The organism is Polynucleobacter sp. JS-Mosq-20-D10 (assembly GCF_018687755.1).
Classification (GTDB): Bacteria; Pseudomonadota; Gammaproteobacteria; order Burkholderiales; family Burkholderiaceae; genus Polynucleobacter.
The window spans coordinates 2,057,060-2,077,230 of sequence record NZ_CP061305.1; the positions used below are offsets into that span (position 1 = coordinate 2,057,060).

Here is a 20,171-nt window from a genome sequence, read left to right on the forward strand (position 1 = left end):
TACAAGCGTAATTTCTTTTGTCTGTAATTCCTACCGTTTTTGGTTGCTGTGTACTCATATAAAAAACCACCCAAAAAACAAGTGGTTACGTCATCTCCGCCAATAAATGTAATGTTTTCTTATTTTTCTTACATTTATATTTAGCTTCAGTTCATGCTACACGTGTAGTTTTTGCTCGGACTTGCATACAGCTTCTACAAGCTGCTTTAGCGTTTTAAGCTATGTTGATACTACGTGGGGCGTTTTAAGTGCTTACAGCTTTGATTTGGTGGGTTACTTTTTAAATTCAAGTTCAAAAGCCGAATCTTTTGGCAAGTTAGTGCGCCCCCCAAAATCGCTTAATTCTTTAGCATTTCCATTGCTACCAACTGCATAACACTCTTCTTTAATAAACTCGTCTTTACATTTTGGGCAGCGCATTAAAGTGAATTTGAACTTAATTTTATTCTCGTCTTTTGAAAAATCAGAGTAAGTTGCTGCTAAAGCTGTTTTATATCTGTCAATATCACCAGACTTTAAATCGCCCAAAACACTATCAGCTTGTATTGCATTCATTAGTGCGGATTCTTTTGATGCAATTTTTTTATAGTAAACATTGCATACATTACACATTGCCATACTCTTTAATGTTGCAAATACTACAAAGCCGCCTAGCAAGACTCCGACAAATTCAATTGCTAGCTTAAAGTAACCAAAGTTACCCATTTCGCCAGTATCAGTACCAGCGCCGCGTCCAACACGCATGTGCGATTTTGTTGTGACTACATCTACATAATCTGAAAAACTTACATAGTCGGCTACTTTTCTTCCGTCATCTAAAACCATTGTTATAAAACCCAAGTAATAAATAAGCCACATTGTTAAAGCAGCTATAGCAATTAGTGCCAATGCATCCAATTTATTTGGCTTTACATGAAAATATCTACAAGCTAGTAATCCACCACTAGCACCAGCCGCTCCGATGATTAGTGCGCCCGCTGGAAGAATTACCCAGAAGCCGATAGAGAAAATGTTTATGCCAAACATGTTTTCAACAACCAAGTTAGCAAGAGCAGTTAGGAACGATGTTACTAATGCAAATCCAATTACTGCTATATGCAAGCTACTTTTTGTTGTGCTCATGTGCTCTCTCTCAATTTTTCTATTTTACTTTCAGTATCGCTTCCAAGTTCTTTCCATGTCATTCCACAAGTCATGCCAATCAAGAACCCTAATGCGTGAGTAGCATATGCAACACCACTAGACGCTTCCGTACTAGTAAAAATATCATACAGTTGCAAAAGTATCCAAAACACAAGATATACATACGCTGGAACCCAAAATCGCTTAAAAAATGGTGGAATCGTAAAAATTAGTCTTAACTTAGAGTGTGGAAATATGACAAAGTACACCCCCATCAGAAACGAGATGGCACCCGAGCTGCCAACAATTGGTATGACTGAATCGGGATTTAATAACCATGAACCTATAAATGCCAATGCGCCTATAAAAATATATGCAGACATAAAAATCAACGTACCAAATAATCTCTCTAATGTTCTTGCAAACGCTAAGAAGAACATTAAATTCCCAAATAAATGCATTAAATTTAAATGCAAGAATGTTGCAGTAACAAGCGTATATGAATAAACAAATGGTTTTAAGCTAAACAGCATGGGTACAAATTCAAACACAACATCTTCACTTATGTTTGTTCTATCTACAGCTATGCCATATAAGTAGAAGAACGCTTGAAGAATGATTAGCGTCAACACACCAAGCATAATCTTTCCATGCTTTAAGTTGTCCGAGTAGATGAAAAACATTTCTCAGCACTTTCTATCGCTGCATATCATCAATTTTATCTTCTAGCTCACGTATTCTTTTTTCTAATTCTTCTATTTGCTCTTCATGTGTCGTCATACTTGAGTGCAACCCATTAATACTGTCATCCAAACTCTGGTGTATAGGTAGCAATGTTTTCAATACTTCTTGTACGCTTAATGACACACTTCCCCATGCTTGTGTCATCACCATTGCAAGTAAGAAACAAAAGCCTGGCTGTTCTGTTGCAACAAAATAAACAATTAAATAATTAATTACAAACGCAATTAAATAATTTCTTATTTGTCTTAAGTATTTGCGCCAGTTCTCACCAATATCTTCAAATAAGAATTTAATAAAATCGAGCATTAGCATCCAATCTTTTTTTGTCAGAATCAACTGTTCTAATTACTTCCTAAATACAGTGCTAATTACTTCTAATCTTCTATATTCTAGTACTACATGATTTAAGTTTGATTGTTTTAGTTAAAGCTTCGCTAATTAAAGCTTCATTCAGCTTTAATTGCTAGCAGCAAGAGACAAATTAAGTCAGTAATGCTGTTTAAGCTAACTGCCACAACACATTGTCTGTATTGTGCTTGCTTACTTCTTTTGTAATGTATTCAAACCACCCACTGTTAGCTACATCTACTTTGTGCTGTACATCAATTTCTTCAACCCGTGTTTTAGCTTCTTTTACCAATGCATCTATTTGATTAAATTTGACGTGTTTTGGTATTGCACCAATAGCTAAGTGCAAATGCAGATTTTTAGTGCCAAACCCATCTTCTACAACCACTATGTATTTGAGTGACTTATTACTGCGTTTTGCTGCATTTCCATAAACTTGTACATTTAGCTTGTTAATAAAGTGCTTAGCTATTACGTCACAGTCAGCACGTGTAATTGCACGTTTATAAGTGCCGTTTTGCGTATGTTGCGTAATTGTCTGCTTTAGCGTCAAAGTCAGTGCTATTGGATATTCAGTAGCTTTGCTAGCTAACCACGTACGTGTTGCTGCTTTTTGCGTAGCAATAGCGTGTGGGTTGTAAGCAGTACGTTGTCTTATTTGTGCTAATTTCATACTAGTATTTAGCAAACCAAATAAAACCAATTATTTTTTTATTTTTCCTTATAAATCAGGTACTTACAAACAACAAAATAGTCTATTTTGCTTGTCCAATTAGCAAACTGAAAATAACTTGTAACTCTGTTTAACTGAAATGGAGTGAAAAATGACTGTTTTAACCAATTTGAAACTTGTAGCTAGCAAACGTAATTTAACGCTTAACCCAATAGTGCAGCGTCGTCATAAGCTAGTAAATGGATTGCATCAGCAATTAGCACTAGTTGAAGCACGTAAAAACAACCAAACTTATGCACCTAAAAAAATGCGTACTTTTACAGATAAGTTGAGTGGTGAACGCAAAACTATTGAAACTGTGAAAAGAGTAAAAGAATGGTTTTGGATTGGTGAGAGTGGAAAAATCAATCTTGCAGTTAAGTATGGCGCAAAAACACTTCCACTTAATAAGCGTGGTGCAAATGCTATTGAATGTGCAAACAATGATGAGTTAATTAAAACCCTAATTGCACTAAAAGCTGCCGTACTTGATGGTGAACTAGATGAAGCTATTGCAGAGATGAGTACTGCAATCCGTAGTCGTTTTGCAAAATGAAACAGCAGTGCTAGTGCTTATAGTGCTAGCACTATTTTGAATAAAATGCCGCGCTAATGACTATTGAATACTTGTTCATATATTTGTATGAAAAAAATAAGTAATGTTGGAATAAGACATATCAGTGCTGCAGCTTGAATTAAATATTTAATCTTTTCGGATGTACTGACTTTTGTAAAAGTTGTGATGTATTTTGTAAACAAAATGCGGTAGTAGTGTATCGCCACACCCACCAACACCAACCCAATTATTAAATAGAATAATTTGGATAAATCAAAATTAATGATTGATTCAAATATTGATTTGATTGTCATAGCTGTTTATTAGTAAAAGTTATAGTGTTAACAGATTAACAGTAATTTTAATAAATATAAGAATAGGAGACTTATATGAGAATTAATGAAATTGCCAATGCACAAGAACAGCTTGAATTACTGCGTTTAATAATAGATAACACATGGAGTGCCGTCAAACAGCAAGCAGACATACAGTCTCGTCAGCTAGCTACTAAACCACGCACCACTAAACCTAAAGCACCTAAGCAAGCTATACGCATACCCACTCCACCAAAACCCAAACCATTACCAAAGCCAACACTTACACCCCAACAACAAGCTAAACACCAACAACTGCAACAGAACCAACTTGTCAATCAATTACATACTGCTATTACAAAATCACAATCACCAAATAGCATTAATCCAAAACGTGATACAGAAATGGGTTCTGCAACTCCAAAATTTTAGTCGCGTAAAAAATTAGCATGCACTACTTAAACTTTATTGGTGGTGATTTTTACTCACCCCCCCATCGTCAAAAGTGCGGTTACGAGTCGCTAGCGCGGTTTGATTACTTTTCTATAGCTACAAATATCTAATTGACGATATGACTGACAGACATAGCTGTAATGGTTACTTTGCTTTTTGCTTCTTATCAGTTGCAGTCTCTGTGTTTGTATTAGTTTTTCTTTTGCCCATACGTCTTCCCGCTAATCTATTCGCTACATGCGCGGGCGTTACATGTCCGTAGTATTTCTCAATCATTCCTACGCTTGTTCCCATTTGCTTGGACAGTTTGTAAACGTCAATATTTTCTTCAAGTATTGCTAAATGGGCATATGTATGTCGCAAACTATATAAAGTCTTATTCTTTCCATCTGCACTATTTTTATTAATTCCACTATCTCGCATTAGATGCCTAAATGTTCCATTCAAATGCTCTGTAGTGCTTCCGTCTCTTAGCCTAAATACATATTCATCAACACGCTTCTTTAGTAAGCCATCAAAACTTAACTTAGCCAAATCTTTATCTCTTAGCTGTATTCGCTCTAAATAGTCTTGTGTGTTGTGTCTTGCTATTAAGTTTCTTTTTCCAGTTTTACCATCAACTGTAAATTGCAAGTATCTTTCGCCATCAGTTGTTATCCACTGTATGTTCTTCCATTTCAAACCCAATGCTTCTGTGCCGTGTCGCATTCCCGTATTTGCAAGTATTAATACATAGTCCCGCAATAACTCTCTCATATCTCTTGTGCGCTGTGTATGTCCGTTTTTACACCACCTAGTCATAAAACTAGTAAGACTTTTGTATTCTGTTTTGGTAAACGCTGGGCGTGCTTCGCTCTTAGCGCCATCGTTTTGGAGTTTAGGCAAGTGGACTTTACTCATATAGCCCATATCCACTGCATAGTCTAAAACTCTGTTTAAAGTTGTATTGTGATTAGTTATGGTGCTTGCACGTGGCTTTTTACCCATCTCCGTCTCACGCCATTTATCAAATTCAGCCAAAGCTTCATATGTAATGCTATTAACGTTGTAGTTCTTGAAAAATGGAATTAAGTACTTGTTTATTACAGTGACGTACGTGTGATAAACACTTTTCCCACCGCCGCCGTCTAATTCGGTTTGAAATTTTTCCGCCACAGCTTTAGCTACTGCACCAAATTTCTTGCTTGTAATCACTACGTCTTCATCAGCTAAAAATCTAGCTCTGTCATAAGCTTCTGTGGCTACTTTACTTGCATAGTCTGTATTTTTTTCTTTAGTGCTTATTCGGTGCCATCTGTTGTCACCTAACTTAAAACGAGCTTGCCACTTGCCGCTATTTTCGCGTCTATACAAGACAACTTCGCCATCACGCAGATGTATTAAGTTTTCGTTAACTTCAACAAATTTAACTGCATTGTATGTACGCGGAATTGTTAGTTTTTTGGGCATATTGCTCTGCAAAGCTGATAAACATTGAATGTAATGTTTATCAGCGTATACCCATTTCAAAACTGTGTAAAGAATGTGTTATAGACTTTTGTAACACATTTTCGGGCTGCTGCCCTGTATTCTTGGTGGCCCGGGGCGGAATCGAACCACCGACACAAGGATTTTCAAATATCCTCCGATAGACCGCTTTCGCTTTGATTTCAAGGGCTTAAGTCACCAGTCTCGACTTATCTAAAAATTGTGCGTCCTTGTGCCGGTCAAATTTAGCAATGAAATCAGAATCTTACGAGGGGCAATTTCTTAGTGCGCAGAACTTGTGAATCCATACCCTTCCAGTCAACCACCATAGTTACTCGTAATGTCGTTTAAAACGACATTTCAGGTGAAGTCTTTAATTATCGATGGAAATGTATACCCATCACTTTATGTACCTTTTCACTTTTATAGCCAGCCGCTTGCCCAATAATCAGATTGATATTCCATCCCTATCTAGACTCTTCAATGGTTTGTCCATCACGAATAGCATAAATGCGTTTAAACAAAGGGATGATTTTTTCATCATGGGTAACCACAATAATCGCAGTCTGATATTGACTGGCCATTTGATTTAAGATCCCCATCACTCCTAGAGCTCTCTCGCTATCTAAAGGCGCAGTAGGTTCGTCAGCCAAAATCACTGGGGGTCTATTTGCCAATGCTCTTGCAATTGAAACACGCTGTTGCTCACCACCAGATAATTCAGATGGGCTAGCATTAGCCCGATGCACAACACCTAGAGCCTCTAGCAACTCTTTAGCTCGCGCTCTAGCCTGAGTATTCGGCACGCCTGCAAGCATGGGTAATAGCGCGACGTTGTCAGTAACGTTTAAAAATGGAATTAAATAAGGGGCTTGAAAAATAAAGCCAATTTTGTCTCTTCTAAGAGCTCTAAGATCTTTAATCTTCCAGCCATTCTCATAGATCACTTCGCCGCCCAAAGTCATGCGACCTGCCGTAGGCTCTATGACAGCCCCCAAGCATTTCAGCAGGGTACTTTTTCCAGATCCAGAGGGGCCTATGAGACCTACTACTTCACCGGGCGCTATTTGCATATTGACATTCTTAAGAGCATCAACCGCCGTTTCACCTTGCCCATACGTTTTGCGTAGCCCCTCTAACTGAATACTAAAAGAGCTCATCTCAACCGCCAATCGCTTCGGCGGGATCTACCAGTAAAGCAGCTCTAATCGCTAAAGTACTAGCCAATGCACAAATGACCATCACTAAAATGAATCCAATGATTGCGTCTCCCGGCACTAGTAAAACGTATTTGGGGAATAAGGGGGCCCAGAAAGTAGCTGAGGTTTTTCCTACAATAAAACCAATTAGCCCCAATCCAAGTGCTTGTTGCAAAATCATGCTGGCAATTGTGCTGTTTTGCGTGCCAATTAATTTCAATACAGCAATCTCTCTTATTTTTCCCAAGGTCATAGTGTAAATAATGAAGGCAACAATTGCGGCGCTGACCACCGCTAAGATGACTAGGAACATTCCGATTTGTTTGGCTGAATTTGCGATCAATTTAGCTACCAATATTTCCTCCATCTGCGCCCTTGTATACACCTCAAGATGCTTCCAGCGACGTATCGGTTTAGCTACCTCTTCTGGATTTAATCCCTCTTCGATCCGAACCAGGATAGCGTTGACATTGTGATTGGTGGACTGGGCCGCTGTTATGGCATCCAATAATCCAGGGATCGGGCGATTGAGACTGGGATTGGCAACATTTCTTGCTCGATCATTAAGAATCGCGTCGTTATCTTTTAAGAACTGTGCTTCTTGAGCATCTTTAATGGGTATAAACACCATTGGGTCGCCGCCTGAAGAGACCATACGCCGAGTTATTCCAACCACGCGATACTGATGACGTTTAATTTGAATCAAATCATTTATCTGAAAGCCTGTCTTAATATCAGCCAAAGCCTCATAGTGTGATTGGGTAATTTGCCGACCAGCAAGTAAATAAGTAGGCTCTCCGATTTGTTGGGCTTCAATGCCAACCACCATCGCCCTTATCTCGCCTTCTCCTTTGCGTACCTGCATCGTGAGATAAGTGATGTTAGCGGCTCGAGCTACTCCGGGCATTCCCAAGACCCCCCTTACATAGTCATCACGAATGCTTGATGACTCAGCATAGGGGCCTTGCGTATCTTTTTGGACAACCCAAAGATCTGCTCCGCTATTGTTAAGTAGGGCCATGGCATCATCTACCATGCCTCGATAGACTCCCGCCATTGTTAGGGTAACGCCAATGAGTAGTCCAAGGCCTAAACCCGTAAGCGCAAATTTACTCCAAGAGTTAGCAATGTCACGCCCTGCCAAACTAATCATGGCAATTTTTTAACTAAAGAATCGACTACCTTGATGCGGACACCTTCTTTGATTTCAGTATCGCTATATAGAATGACTTCGTCACCACTCTTTAAGCCACTCAGAATGGCTATATTTCCATTTAAACCTATCTGCCCAATCTGCACGGGTGCAAAGTGAGGTTTGCCATTCTGCAATAACCATACGCCAGTAGCGCTCCCTTTTTGCTTGATACTGACATTGGGCAAACTTAGAGTTGACTCACTTGGGGCCAATTGCAAGGTTACCTCTGCCATCTCTCCAATAGAAATAGATTTTGGAGTATTAGTCATTTCGATTTGGGCAATACGCTCTTCCGCAACACTATCACTGAGCATCTCAACACGTACTACCTTCCCTGAGATTGGATGATGTGGATTCGATCGTAAAATGATATTTGCATTTAATCCTAAAGACAGCCCCATTGATTTACCTTGATCAAATCGCGTCTTAATCCACAAGCTGGTTGGATCAATCATTTTTAAAACAGCCTGCCCAGCAATGACTGTAGAGCCTGGCTCCGCATCCCTTGATGTAATCATGCCATCTATTGGAGCTTTTAATTTCAGATTCAACTCTTGTTGCTTTAGTCCTGCCAAATCTGCATTAGTCTTTTGAACAACTGCTTTGGCTGAGTCGAGCTCTTGAATTTTTCCCTCAACAACAATTGGGCTAATGAAATTCTTTTTTCCTAACTCTACGTAGCGTCTTGCAGTTTCTGAGGCCAGTACCATGCGTGCTTTTGCATCGTTCACCTGCGCCTGCACTGCAACCATACGCTCATTCAAATCGATCGAATCCATCTCCGCAAGTAATTGCCCCTCTTTAACAGAGTGACCAACATCTACATGCACTTTAAAAACTCGGCCAGCAATGACTGGCCCCATTAAATAAGATCGTCTTGCCTCGACAGTACCCACTCCAAATAATGTGGGTGTGAGCGCTTGGCTGCTAATTTTGATAGTAGTTACTTTGGTAGGAGATAAGGGGCCTGAAGTTAAAACAACATAAACAAATAAGCCAAATAAAAGTGCAAGAGCCGAGCCAATAATTAATTGACGGCGACTGATATCTAGGTGATGAAATTTTTCTAGAAAAGAATTTAGGATTGCCTTCAATTTAATGATCTGGGTCATATTTAATTGGCGGCCCATTAATGACGCTATTAGGTAATTGGTACATCTTTTTGATAATGCTCCTACAAAGATTAGAAGGGTGAGATTTCGAGCAATAGGGGTCGAAAGGAGCAAAGCCTAAGTTAGGAAGCCTAATTCCATCCAAAAAAAACAATAGATGGACTTCTGAATTGTTCCCATGGGGGTTTTATGAATTACTGTCGAGCTATCAATTAGCTTGAAACTCTTGCCGAACTGCCCATGAAACTTTTCTGTTTCCTAACGAACCGCTTGCTCTAAATATTTCACTCGCTTTGCTTCTTCAGTTGAAACATGAAAGATGGCTCCATCGTGACAAACATCCAAATAGTTTTTAATCATGCCGTCGAAGATGATCTAAAGCAATCCTTTCAGTATGGACTCATTAAATTGCCAAGCAATAGTATTTAAATAACTATGACGCTGTAAGTTGATATAGATCAAAAGATAACTAGTAATGTCGTTTAAAACGACATCAACCGACCCAAATATGTGGATTGATTTGTCCTTTTAAAGGACAGTTCATGATGGAGATATCTGAGACTAATGGCGTCTACCCTTCCAGTCCAAATGAAAAAACCACCCGAGGATGTCTGACTCTATTCCATCCTACAAAAGCAATATAGGAACTGCTGTGTAGTGCCCATTGGGGTGTGGTGAAGTTCTGTTGAGCTATCAATGAGATTGAATGTCTTACCGAACTGTCCATGAAGATTTTCTGAGTCATAGCGAACCACATCTAAGCCGCTACACTTTTTTGGACCCTCGGGTCCAAAGGTGGACATAACCACATAGCCACCATGCCTAACTGAGCGCATCACTTGTTCTACATATCTTGCTCGTTGTGCTTCTTCAGTTAGAAAATGAAAGACTGCTCTATCGTGCCAAATATCAAAATAGCCTTGAGGTAATGTTGCCTGTGTAATGTCAGCGCAATACCAGTGAACCTTATCAGCCTGCTTGCCAATACGATCCCTAGCTACATCAATTGCTTTTTGAGAAATATCCAAAACACTGATGTCCTCATAACCCTCAGACAAAAGGTCATCCACCAGCGTAGATTCGCCGCCACCAATATCAATAACGGCAGCGCCCTTATTTGTACTGGCTTAATGAATTAGATTTAAAGAGGTTTCTAGGTGTGGCGCATACCAACTAACTGCGTCTGGCGCTTTGCTGCCGTATACCGTATCCCAGTGCTGTTTGTTGTCCATCATTACCTCTTACATCGTTATTTCTTTTATTCTATGCCCTTTTAAGCAGTAGAAATACTATTCATGACATTATCTAAGCATTCCAAGTCATCACAACGCATCAGCAATAGAGCCTCTCCGAATTGACAAAAAAATATCAGCCTATGCGCTCCGCGGCTATTTGGCTCTCCATTTCCCTCCACCTAGGGCTATTTCTGCTGTGGGCAAGCTATGAAGGCTTCACCTACTTAAAACCCAAAGATAAAAATCCAGAGATCATTGAGGTTCAGCTTGAGGAACCTATTGCTAAAACCAATAGTGACTTAAGCACCAGTCAAAATAGCGATAAACAACCAGCATCATTGGTGGCGCCATCAGCCCCAACAGCAGAGGAGTGGGCGTTTGCCGCAAAGTACACACTTAAAAATAGTAAAGGCTATCGTCACACTTTTGGTCAGCAAGTGCGAAGCATGATGGGGACTGCTGTGGAGGGTCCTGATCAAGGCCATGTGAGATTTAGAATTGAAATTGCCCCAAATGGAACTGTCGCTAAAGTGGAAACACTTTGGAAAACATCCGATAAGGCAGAGCAACTTGCTAGAAAAGCCATCACTTCTATGCCAGCTCTGCCACCCACACCAACAGGTAAGTCACTCATCTTTGAAAGAACGATTTCATTTACGCCATTTGCCTCCAATGATGCGCCAGTCTATAGAGATGATTGCCTGCCCGATACACCAGCGTTTGGCAATCCATTTGCTTGGGATGGCAAATCGCCGCAAGAAATTAAGAAGAGCAAGCCTGCTGAAAAACCCAGCCCCGAAGCGTTAGCTGAATGCCTTAAGCAATTACCCCAAGACTCTATTGATGGCATCACTGCTGAAGCGCAACGGCAATTTGACATATGGAGCTCGGGAAAACTTAATCAAAGAAAGTAAGATTTCTATATATACGCATATGCGTATATATGTGTAATGTCGTTTTAAACGACATCTACTGACACAGGGATGTCTAATTGATTTGTCCTTTTAAAGGATGGCTCATGATGGAGATATCCGAGACTAATGGTGGCTAACCCCGCCAAGCCCCAAAAGAAAATAGCCCAACAAGTGGGCTATTGAGATTCTTGGTGGCCCGGGGCGGAATCGACCAGGGCAGAGGATGCCTATCCAGGCTAACTATTCTTGAATGCTTTTTCTAAACAAGTAGAGAGCGTATCGTAGTATTTTCTAGCCTTAACAGTTGGCATCACCGCTTTCTTTCGAGCGTCATTTTTATCTTCAATCAACTGAACATAGCCCATCGCAACGAGATTCTTTAGGCGACCATGTAATGTAGCTTGAGAGCCAAGATGGTCTAGATGAATTAAATCACCCACCAATAATTCCTGTCCTTGAGCATATCCAAGGCTGACATAGTTCAGAATCTGCTCTTCAGTGCTATCTAGCTTCTTACCTGGATTTATCCGATCTAGGCTATCTAAGAACTGTAAAAATCGAATGTAACTGGAAGTTTTTATAAGTTTCATCATTATCATTTTACCCCCCCGCAGGGTAAACACCAGTATTCCGAGCATTAATGAATTTATAATTGTTAAATGCTTAGCTATAGGGCTTCTAGCCAATTTTTCTTTGAAATCATTCTGAGCGCCACTTTATATATGGCGTTCTTTTATTTCAATCAAGCTATCACGGCACCCCTTGAAGCGGCCAAAGGGGTAAATTGGATTTTTCTACCTGCGGGCTTGCGAATCTTTCTCACGCTGATATTGGATTACTCTGGCGCTATTGGATTAGCAATTGCCTCGCTCTTAATTAATTACATTGGTTTTTATGAGCTAGATCTCACATCAACACTAGGAATAGCCATCATCTGTGGGGTAGCCCCACTACTAGGTAGGCATTTTGTTATTCACAATTTAAAAGTTCAAGCTGACCTGAGCAATATTTCAATGAAGCATCTATTAATAATCATCATTGCTTATTCATTGCTAAGTTCAGGTCTACATCAACTTTGGTTTGTAAGTAGAGGCTTAGATTCTGGAGGCTGGAATCATTTTATTGCCATGTTCTGTGGGGACTTGGCAGGATCAATACTATTTGTGGCGGTCATTAAATACGGGATTGATCTTGTTAAAGGTAGGCTGGGAAGAGATAACTTAATTGAGTAATGTCTTTTTAAAGGACATTTGATGACATGAGGATCTATAGCAAGAACGGTCAAACAGGATTCTCAATCCCCACCACTAGATTAAAAGCTCTAAACACTGACAAAGGATGCTGGAGCTAAGGTGAGCACACCATTACTTAACTTAGACGCAAATAGCTAGGGTAGAAATGAAAAAAGAGAGCTAGAAGCTCTCTTTTTGAATCTTGGTGGCCCGGGGCGGAATCGAACCACCGACACAAGGATTTTCAATCCTCTGCTCTACCGACTGAGCTACCAGGCCAAGAGTGGGAATTATAAATGAAAGTGCGTTCCCGTCTGAAAATCGGGTCAATTCTTCTTAGGCCTTGGATAAATACCGATATTCCGTAGCTAGAGGCTCTTGTCTCAAGGCCTAACTGGTCGTGCCCGTCAATTTAGCTCTGGCAGCATGCAATTTTCTATAGCTATTAATCAAGCGGTGATGTCTATCGAGGCCCTCGAGCTTCATGCTTGTAGGGGTCAAACCATAGAAGCGGACAGTTCCATCTACGGACCCCACTACAGCATCCATTCTCTCGTTACCAAACATCCGGCGAAAGTTAATTATGTAGTTATCAAGCTCTAAGTCGTCATCTAGTACCGTCTCTAACACTGCATTTAAGGCCTGATAAAACAATTTACGCTCGATTGTATTGTCGTTGTATTGAAGGAAAGCACCAACAAGCTCATGGGCCTCATCAAATTGCTTCAAAGCAAGATGAATGAGTAGCTTCAACTCCAACACTGTTAGCTGACCCCAAGGCGTATTTTCGTCAAACTCGATACCGATCAGCGTGGCGATATCGCCGTACTCGTCTAGTTCATTATTTTCTAAGCGCTCAAGCAGTGTGCCCAAGCTTGCATCATCTAAATTGGATACATTCAAAATATCGGCGCGAAATAGCAATGCTTTATTGGTATTGTCCCAAACTAAATCTTCAATTGGATAAACCTCAGAATAGCCCGGCACCAAGATTCGACATGCCATTGCCCCTAACTGGTCATACACCGCAACGTAAGCTTCTTTGCCAATGGATTTAAGAATGCCGAACAAGGTGGCAAGCTCTTCATCATTCGAGTTTTCACCTTTGCCAGAAAAGTCCCACTCAACAAAATCGTAATCCGATCTTGCCCCAAAGAAACGCCAAGAGACGATGCCACTCGAATCAATAAAGTGCTCAACAAAATTATTTGGCTCAGTAACTGCTTCACTTGAAAAAGTGGGTGGGGGTAAATCATTGAGACCCTCTAGGCTGCGCCCCTGAAGCAGCTCAGTCAAACTCCGCTCCAACGCCACCTCTAAACTTGGATGCGCACCGAATGAAGCAAATACTCCACCCGTTCTTGGGTTCATCAAGGTAACGCACATGACTGGATATACACCGCCCAGTGAAGCGTCCTTTACCAGCACCGGAAAGCCCTGCTCTTCAAGACTCTGTATTCCGGCCAAAATGCTGGGATACTTTACGAGCACCTCCTGCGGAACATCCGGCAAAGCAATTTCACCCTCAAGAATTTCACGTTTAACTGCTCGCTCAAATATTTCAGATAAGCATTGCACCTGAGCTTCAGCCAGCGTATTACCAGCGCTCATACCATTACTGACATAAAGGTTTTCAATCAGGTTCGAAGGAAAATACACCGTCTTGCCATCGGACTGGCGCGCATACGGCAAGGAACAAATCCCCCGCTCGCTATTACCAGAATTGGTGTCAATTAAATGTGACCCACGTAACTCGCCATCAGCGTTAAAAATATTGAGGCAATACGCATCAAGTATTTCTTTGGGCAGGGCATCTTTAGGGCCCGGCTTAAACCAGCGCTCATTCGGGTAGTGAACAAAAGCGCCATTGGCAATCTCTTCACCCCAGTAAGCGCCCGCGTAAAAATGGTTGTTACTCAGTCGCTCGATATACTCACCCAAGGCTGAAGCAAGAGCGCTTTCTTTCGTAGAGCCTTTGCCATTGGTAAAGCACATTGGTGAGTGTGCATCGCGAATATGCAAAGACCAGACATTCGGAATTAAATTGCGCCACGAAGCGATTTCAATCTTAATTCCTAGATTGGCCAAAACGCCAGACATATTGGCAATAGTTTGCTCTAGCGGCAAATCTTTTCCAGCAATGTAAGTGCTCAAATTGGAATCTGGCTTTAAAGTCAATAAAGTTTGAGCATCTGCATCTAAGTTTTTCACTTCTTCAATAACAAACTCTGGGCCTGCTTGCACCACTTTCTTCACTGTGCAGCGCTCGATGGAGCGCAAAATACCCTGGCGATCGTTGGCAGAAATATCTTCCGGTAATTCAACCTGAATTTTGAAAATCTGCTGGTAGCGGTTTTCTGGGTCGACGATATTATTTTGAGAAAGGCGAATATTTTCAGTTGAGATATTGCGCGTATCACAATACAACTTCACAAAATAGGCAGCACATAAGGCTGACGAAGCCAAGAAATAATCAAAAGGTCCCGGAGCTGAGCCGTCGCCCTTGTAGCGGATAGGCTGATCAGCAATCACCGTGAAGTCATCGAACTTGGCTTCAAGGCGCAGCTTATCGAGAAAATTAACCTTTATTTCCATGGGAGTGATTCCGAAATGATATGAGCGCTATTATCCGTCGCAACGGTGATGCTGTGTGCTCTATCAACAACCTCTAAATCATTCACGGCGAGCGATGGGAAGACGCCCTATTGTTCAGTCTTATTGCGCGAAGTATCGATTCCTAAAGCTTTTAGCTTGCGGTATAGGTGGGTTCGCTCGAGGCCAGTGTATTCAGAAATTTTGGTCATGCTGCCACCCATGATGATCATTTGATGCTCGAAGTACGCTTTTTCGAATAAGTCTCTAGCTTCACGAAGCGGCAAATCAAAATAGGTTTTTGCAATCCCGCTGATGTACTCACCGCTCTGAACTTGAGAAGCCTGTTCAATAGCCACCGCTTTTGGGCTTGGGCTTGATGAGGTCGCCACTGACATTTTTTCTTCGGCGAGCTCAACATGCTTAGGTGAACTTTCTAGGGCCTTACTAACCGTCTTGAGTAACTTTTGGAGTGCAATGGGCTTTTCTAAGAAATTAAGTGCGCCTATACGCGTAGCTTCAACGGCTGTATCTATCGTGGCATGTCCTGACATCATCACCACAGGCATTGTGAGCTGGCCAGTCTTAGACCACTCTTTTAATAAACTAATGCCGTCAACATCTGGCATCCAAATGTCAAGCAAGACAAGATCTGGACGCATTTGTTCGCGAATTGTACGAGCCTGCATAGCACTCTCAGCGGCATACACAGTATGGCCCTCATCCGTCAGAATCTCATTGAGAAGCTCACGAATTCCCATCTCATCGTCGACCACCAAAATACTTGCCATTCTTATGCTGCCTCTTTTGCCAGATTCATAAACAAAATTGATACTTGCGCACCGATCACCTGATCCGCCTGCATGCGGTTCCGGACTTCGATTTTGGCGCCGTGATCATCTACGATTTTCTTCACCACTGCCAATCCCAATCCGGTGCCCTTACTCTTCGTTGTTACATAGGGCTCAAAGGCTCTTGCCAATATCTTAGCTGGAAAACCTGAACCACTATCACTTATTGTTAAACGCACCGCATTTTGTGGCACACCATTCAGTTCGCCGTAAGGTACTAACTCTGTTTTTACTTCAACCGGATCAGATTGATGAACACCCTCAAGAGTAGCATCTTGCGCATTTTGCAAAAGATTATGAATAATCTGCCTGAGTTGCGTAGGGTCGCCCATAATATTTGGACAGCATGGATCAAGCTGGGTCTTTATGGGGCTGCCCTCATACAAACCCAGGATCTCTTGAGTCAAAGTATTGATCGAAACAGGCCTCAGTTGCGGACTTGGCGTCTTAGCAAAGTCTCTGAAGTCATTCACCATTTGCTTCATGGCCTGTACCTGACCAATGATGGTTTCCGTACTGCGATTCATCATCTCTTCTTGCTCAGGACTCAACTTGCCAGCCAACTTATGCTGTAGCCTCTCTGCTGAGAGCTGTATAGGGGTGAGTGGGTTCTTAATCTCATGGGCTAGACGTCTAGCCACCTCACTCCAAGCAATGGAGCGCTGCGCACTCACTACGTCAGTGATGTCATCAAACACCACCATGCGCAAATCTGCCGTCAATTCAGTTCCACGAATAAACAAAGTAACGCCAGGCTCATTTTCAAACTCGTTTGTACTATGCAGCTGAATCTGTTTTTGCCATACTGGCGCTGACGTATTTTTATCTTTTGCTGTTTGACCGCTCTCTACGCCAACAGCCAGCTTCATAGTGGCAAAACCCTCTTTAATGGCTTGATCAAACTCGATAAGACTAGGGCTATCACTCAAAGGGCGCCCATCCATTTGCGTTAAATCTTGCCCAAAGATGCGATCAGCGCCGGCATTACTAGAAACCATATTGAAGTTTTTATCGAAGATACAAACTCCGGCAGTTAAATTGCCCAATACTGTTTCCAAAAATGATTTAGATTCTTGTAGGGAGGTTCTAGTGTCAGCAAGCTGACGGGTCATCACATTAAATTGACGCGTCAACATTCCTAACTCGTCACCCGTATCTAACTCGGGCTTAGGTGATAAATCGCCTTGGGCAACAGCCTGCGTTCCCTTTAAAAGCATCAGTAGGGGCCGGGCCAGCTGACGACCCAGAATTAAAGCCAAAGTAACAGCAACAAATAAGGCAAAGAACAAGGTTAAGGTCAGCGTACCCACAAACATTTTTCGTAAACCAGTCCGGCCCAATGACTTCTCTTGATAGTCACCATAGGCAGACTCAACCGCAACAATATTCTTGGCTAATGGTCCAGGAATGAATCGCACTAACTGTAAAAAGTATTTATCGTCTACATCTTTACCGGGCGCCTGCTTTTTACGAACAATCGGCACAATCGCCCTTACTCGATAACCGCGTTGACCACCATCCACTTCAATTTGATCTATAAAGGTGGCGCCCTTCTTTCTAAAAGCGTCTGCAATTACGTCAGGGCCAGGTGCAGGAAAATATTTGTTAGGTCGTGACTCGCTCGTCAATATCAGGCTACGCCCAATATTAAATAGGCTAACCTCTTGAATGCCAAATTGGTTGCGGGCTTTCAGCACTATGGCGGCAACCTGCTCTGAACTGGTACCCGAGGGCACTGCGACTATTTGCTCAGCAATAAAATTTCCCTCGGCCAGAATTTCTTCTTGAGCAACCCGCAAAGTAACGCGCCCTAATTCAAGGCCCGCATCCAGTGCGGACTCTACTTGAACATCGAACCAGGTTTCAATACTGCGGGATACGAACTGTAGAGAAACTCCGTACAAAATTAATCCTGGAACAACACCAACTAAGGCAAAAATCATTGCCAACTTTGCCACTAGGCGTGTTCCAAAACGCCCTTTACGCCAACGGACCGCAATCACAATCACCAAGGTCAAAATGACTAAGGTCAGAGAAATTCCAATCACCACATTGGCTGCATAAAGCCAAATAAAGTAGTTATCAAAAAACTCAGTATTGGATGTTGCGGTTGATAAGAGTGCTAGCAATAAAAGCGCAAAGGCGCCAATCAACATCATTGCGGTGGGCAACGCACGCCTTTTCCAGGCGTCTTTCTCAAACGCATTTGACCCAATGAAGTCCAAAGATATCTTCATCGCTTAATAAAGTTAGGGCCATTTGGTGAAAACGGAAAGCGCACCCAATCACTTGTGACATTCCAATCGCGATTGTTGAGTGCATTTACCTGGAATGGCTTAGGTAACTTACCTAAATCTAAGCTCATTCTTAACGCTGCAGTGTAAGACTTGCTTGAATCAATCTGGCCGCGATCAATTACCCTCCAGCCCCCAATGCTTCCCACGGCCTGCAAAGCCTCAAACATCGTGTTTGCAGAAAAGGTAAAGCCTTCAGAAGCAATGCGGTATTGCTGAGTCATTGGCTGATAAGAAAGCCGGGTTGATCGTTGAGCAAGCGCAGGCTTTTCATCAAACCAGTACCAACGCGAACGCGTTAAATCAAACTCAGCTTGAAAATATAAAACAATACCTTTTTGAACAGCATCTTCTAAGCTTGGCGTTAACTCAATCTTAAATGTGGCATTCAGAAGCCAATCGTTATCCACCTGCTCCAAATCAGCAGTTTTGAGCTTGATTCCCTCAGCACTTGCAGCGCCTGAAAATAGACTCAGGGCTATGAAAACACCAAGGGTGAATTTTTTAATGCCTTGGCTCATGGCCCATTTTTCTTAAACAAAGCATAGTAAAAACCATCATTTAACTCAGCAGGCAAAATTTGCCCAGGTGCGCTCAATCGTAATGCATCAGTATGTTCTGCAGTAAACCATGTCGCCTGCTCTTCGCCCTCCTCTGGGAACACGGAGCAAGTCACATACAAAAGTGTGCCGCCGATCTTCAGGATCTTCCAGGCTTGCTCCAAAATAGCACGCTGCCTAAGTTGCAAGGCCTTAATATCAGCCTCACGCCGCAAAAACGGAATGTCAGGATGCCTTGCAACGATGCCCGATGCTGAGCAAGGCGCATCCAAAAGAATTTTGTCAAATAACTTGCCATCCCACCATGCTGCCTTTGAGGCATCACCGCGCACCACGCGAACGACATCAGACTGCAGGCGTAAACGGTCTAAATTACCACCAATTTTTCCAAGGCGCTCACCATCCAGCTCCAAGGCAGTCATCTCGCACTGCGCCAACTCTAGTAAGTGAGCAGTTTTTCCGCCAGGCGCAGCACAGGCATCCAATATGCGCTCACCCGGTTTTGGATCCAGCAATACAGCCGCAATTTGTGCCCCCGCATCTTGAACAGAAACTGCGCCACTATAAAAGTCTGGTAAGTCTGAAACTGGCACCGCCTCATGTAATAACAAAGCAGAATCCAATGTGACTCCGGCAACACTTTCAATTGGTTCAGCTGCGATACCAGCTTGATGCAATAGTTCTTGATATTCTTTGCGCGTATGTTGTTGAACATTCACCCGCAAAATCAAGGGCGCTCGTTGAGCCTGCTGAATCAGCATGGCTTGCCAAGCCTTTGAATAGTTTCGCTTCAGGCTAGCTCGCCACCAGGGCGGGAAAAACATGGGAATGGGATCTGGCGGATAAGGCTTTTCGTTCTCAGCCTGCACCGCAAGGCTCACCTTACGAAGCACTGCATTTACCAGGCCCTTGGCATACATCGTGGGCTCATATTCACTGCAAGCTTTTACAGCTTGGTCAACGATTGTATGCGCTGCATAACCCTTGCCAGCAGATCCGCCCTGCAAAAATAAAGCAATCGCAACACTTAACAAGTACTCTACCTCTGGAGGGGGCGTCTTTGGAATAAATTGTTGAATGAATTGATGTGATCTCACCCACTTACGCAAGGCATCAAAAGTGAAGCTTTGAACAATAGGTCGCTCATGGGCGTCTAGTTGATCTAACACTTCGGTGAGCGATCGACCAACCATCACCTCACCAATTGCTTGCGCAGAAATGGTGATTGCCTCCGATAGTGGAAGACTGCGAGGTGTTTTTTGATCGGTCAA

General features: G+C 42.2%; 18 protein-coding genes, 1 tRNA gene and 1 pseudogene. 4 read left to right on the forward strand and 16 right to left on the reverse strand.

Annotated elements, in window-relative coordinates; all coding sequences use genetic code 11:
• Positions 1-273 precede the first annotated feature (273 nt).
• The 4 genes from FD967_RS10605 to FD967_RS10620 form a co-directional block, all read right to left on the reverse strand.
• Entirely contained in the window at positions 274-1,122 is an 849-nt protein-coding gene (locus tag FD967_RS10605; protein WP_215326050.1) for a hypothetical protein, read from the reverse strand.
• Complete coding sequence (locus FD967_RS10610) at positions 1,119-1,805, reverse strand: rhomboid family intramembrane serine protease (RefSeq protein ID WP_215326052.1); 687 nt, start codon at positions 1,803-1,805, stop codon at positions 1,119-1,121. Before FD967_RS10610 ends, FD967_RS10605 begins: the two co-directional genes overlap by 4 nt.
• 13 nt (positions 1,806-1,818) lie before the next feature.
• Positions 1,819-2,202 carry a hypothetical protein gene (locus FD967_RS10615; RefSeq protein ID WP_215326054.1) on the reverse strand — a complete coding sequence of 128 codons (384 nt, stop codon included), beginning with the start codon at positions 2,200-2,202 and terminating at the stop codon, positions 1,819-1,821.
• 163 nt (positions 2,203-2,365) lie between these two features.
• Entirely contained in the window at positions 2,366-2,887 is a 522-nt protein-coding gene (locus tag FD967_RS10620) for a hypothetical protein (RefSeq protein ID WP_215326055.1), read from the reverse strand.
• Positions 2,888-3,038: 151 nt separating this feature from the next.
• On the opposite strand from FD967_RS10620, the gene FD967_RS10625 reads away from it, so the two are divergent.
• Positions 3,039-3,482: a DUF6641 family protein gene (locus FD967_RS10625; protein ID WP_215326056.1), complete on the forward strand. Its 444-nt coding sequence runs from the start codon at positions 3,039-3,041 to the stop codon at positions 3,480-3,482.
• A 389-nt stretch (positions 3,483-3,871) separates the two neighbouring features.
• Entirely contained in the window at positions 3,872-4,228 is a 357-nt protein-coding gene (locus tag FD967_RS10630) for a hypothetical protein (RefSeq protein WP_215326057.1), read from the forward strand.
• A 165-nt stretch (positions 4,229-4,393) separates the two neighbouring features.
• Here FD967_RS10630 and FD967_RS10635 read toward each other — a convergent pair whose 3' ends face one another.
• From FD967_RS10635 to FD967_RS10655, 5 genes and pseudogenes are all read right to left on the reverse strand, one after another.
• Positions 4,394-5,698 carry a phage integrase SAM-like domain-containing protein gene (locus FD967_RS10635; RefSeq protein ID WP_215326058.1) on the reverse strand — a complete coding sequence of 435 codons (1,305 nt, stop codon included), beginning with the start codon at positions 5,696-5,698 and terminating at the stop codon, positions 4,394-4,396.
• A gap of 485 nt (positions 5,699-6,183) precedes the next feature.
• On the reverse strand, positions 6,184-6,876 hold the full coding sequence (locus FD967_RS10640; RefSeq protein ID WP_215326059.1) for an ABC transporter ATP-binding protein: 693 nt from the start codon (positions 6,874-6,876) through the stop codon (positions 6,184-6,186).
• Position 6,877: 1 nt separating this feature from the next.
• The gene (locus FD967_RS10645) at positions 6,878-8,068 is read right to left on the reverse strand and encodes an ABC transporter permease (protein WP_215326060.1); all 1,191 of its coding nucleotides are present in this window, start codon (positions 8,066-8,068) and stop codon (positions 6,878-6,880) included.
• A complete protein-coding gene (locus FD967_RS10650; RefSeq protein ID WP_251369042.1) occupies positions 8,065-9,240 on the reverse strand; it encodes an efflux RND transporter periplasmic adaptor subunit in 1,176 nt (391 codons plus the stop codon). The genes FD967_RS10645 and FD967_RS10650 overlap by 4 nt, the downstream gene beginning before the upstream one ends.
• Before the next feature lie 599 nt (positions 9,241-9,839).
• Positions 9,840-10,328, reverse strand: a pseudogene (locus FD967_RS10655) (class I SAM-dependent methyltransferase); the annotation flags it as partial.
• A gap of 269 nt (positions 10,329-10,597) precedes the next feature.
• On the opposite strand from FD967_RS10655, the gene FD967_RS10660 reads away from it, so the two are divergent.
• Positions 10,598-11,371, forward strand: a complete 774-nt coding sequence (locus FD967_RS10660) for a TonB C-terminal domain-containing protein (protein WP_215326061.1) — start codon at positions 10,598-10,600, stop codon at positions 11,369-11,371.
• 236 nt (positions 11,372-11,607) lie between these two features.
• Here the strand turns inward: FD967_RS10660 and FD967_RS10665 are convergent, their stop codons facing one another.
• Entirely contained in the window at positions 11,608-11,961 is a 354-nt protein-coding gene (locus FD967_RS10665; protein WP_215326063.1) for a helix-turn-helix domain-containing protein, read from the reverse strand.
• 69 nt (positions 11,962-12,030) lie between these two features.
• Between FD967_RS10665 and FD967_RS10670 the strand changes: the two genes are divergently transcribed.
• Positions 12,031-12,603: a hypothetical protein gene (locus FD967_RS10670; RefSeq protein ID WP_251369043.1), complete on the forward strand. Its 573-nt coding sequence runs from the start codon at positions 12,031-12,033 to the stop codon at positions 12,601-12,603.
• A gap of 203 nt (positions 12,604-12,806) precedes the next feature.
• Here the strand turns inward: FD967_RS10670 and FD967_RS10675 are convergent.
• The 6 genes from FD967_RS10675 to rsmB form a co-directional block, all read right to left on the reverse strand.
• Positions 12,807-12,882: transfer RNA gene (locus FD967_RS10675), tRNA-Phe, on the reverse strand.
• Between the two features lie 111 nt (positions 12,883-12,993).
• Positions 12,994-15,198 (reverse strand): OsmC domain/YcaO domain-containing protein, encoded by a 2,205-nt coding sequence (locus FD967_RS10680; protein WP_215326065.1) that lies wholly within the window; start codon positions 15,196-15,198, stop codon positions 12,994-12,996.
• A 107-nt stretch (positions 15,199-15,305) separates the two neighbouring features.
• Positions 15,306-15,986 (reverse strand): response regulator, encoded by a 681-nt coding sequence (locus FD967_RS10685; RefSeq protein ID WP_215326067.1) that lies wholly within the window; start codon positions 15,984-15,986, stop codon positions 15,306-15,308.
• A 2-nt stretch (positions 15,987-15,988) separates the two neighbouring features.
• Positions 15,989-18,283 (reverse strand): ATP-binding protein, encoded by a 2,295-nt coding sequence (locus FD967_RS10690; RefSeq protein WP_215326069.1) that lies wholly within the window; start codon positions 18,281-18,283, stop codon positions 15,989-15,991.
• Positions 18,280-18,861, reverse strand: a complete 582-nt coding sequence (locus tag FD967_RS10695) for a DUF4390 domain-containing protein (RefSeq protein WP_215326071.1) — start codon at positions 18,859-18,861, stop codon at positions 18,280-18,282. Before FD967_RS10695 ends, FD967_RS10690 begins: the two co-directional genes overlap by 4 nt.
• Positions 18,858-20,171: a 16S rRNA (cytosine(967)-C(5))-methyltransferase RsmB gene (rsmB, locus tag FD967_RS10700; protein ID WP_215326072.1), complete on the reverse strand. Its 1,314-nt coding sequence runs from the start codon at positions 20,169-20,171 to the stop codon at positions 18,858-18,860. The genes FD967_RS10695 and rsmB overlap by 4 nt, the downstream gene beginning before the upstream one ends.

Bases quoted from the DNA above. Each gene is read 5' to 3' on its own strand.
- FD967_RS10610 (WP_215326052.1), bottom strand. From the start codon at position 1,805: ATGTTTTTCATCTACTCGGACAACTTAAAGCATGGAAAGATTATGCTT.
- FD967_RS10645 (WP_215326060.1), bottom strand. From the start codon at position 8,068: ATGATTAGTTTGGCAGGGCGTGACATTGCTAACTCTTGGAGTAAATTT.
- FD967_RS10670 (WP_251369043.1), top strand. From the start codon at position 12,031: ATGCTTAGCTATAGGGCTTCTAGCCAATTTTTCTTTGAAATCATTCTG.
- FD967_RS10660 (WP_215326061.1), top strand. From the start codon at position 10,598: ATGCGCTCCGCGGCTATTTGGCTCTCCATTTCCCTCCACCTAGGGCTA.
- FD967_RS10605 (WP_215326050.1), bottom strand. From the start codon at position 1,122: ATGAGCACAACAAAAAGTAGCTTGCATATAGCAGTAATTGGATTTGCA.
- FD967_RS10635 (WP_215326058.1), bottom strand. From the start codon at position 5,698: ATGCCCAAAAAACTAACAATTCCGCGTACATACAATGCAGTTAAATTT.
- FD967_RS10690 (WP_215326069.1), bottom strand. From the start codon at position 18,283: ATGAAGATATCTTTGGACTTCATTGGGTCAAATGCGTTTGAGAAAGAC.
- FD967_RS10685 (WP_215326067.1), bottom strand. From the start codon at position 15,986: ATGGCAAGTATTTTGGTGGTCGACGATGAGATGGGAATTCGTGAGCTT.
- FD967_RS10620 (WP_215326055.1), bottom strand. From the start codon at position 2,887: ATGAAATTAGCACAAATAAGACAACGTACTGCTTACAACCCACACGCT.
- FD967_RS10650 (WP_251369042.1), bottom strand. From the start codon at position 9,240: ATGGGCCGCCAATTAAATATGACCCAGATCATTAAATTGAAGGCAATC.
- FD967_RS10665 (WP_215326063.1), bottom strand. From the start codon at position 11,961: ATGAAACTTATAAAAACTTCCAGTTACATTCGATTTTTACAGTTCTTA.
- FD967_RS10680 (WP_215326065.1), bottom strand. From the start codon at position 15,198: ATGGAAATAAAGGTTAATTTTCTCGATAAGCTGCGCCTTGAAGCCAAG.
- FD967_RS10630 (WP_215326057.1), top strand. From the start codon at position 3,872: ATGAGAATTAATGAAATTGCCAATGCACAAGAACAGCTTGAATTACTG.
- FD967_RS10640 (WP_215326059.1), bottom strand. From the start codon at position 6,876: ATGAGCTCTTTTAGTATTCAGTTAGAGGGGCTACGCAAAACGTATGGG.
- FD967_RS10695 (WP_215326071.1), bottom strand. From the start codon at position 18,861: ATGAGCCAAGGCATTAAAAAATTCACCCTTGGTGTTTTCATAGCCCTG.
- FD967_RS10625 (WP_215326056.1), top strand. From the start codon at position 3,039: ATGACTGTTTTAACCAATTTGAAACTTGTAGCTAGCAAACGTAATTTA.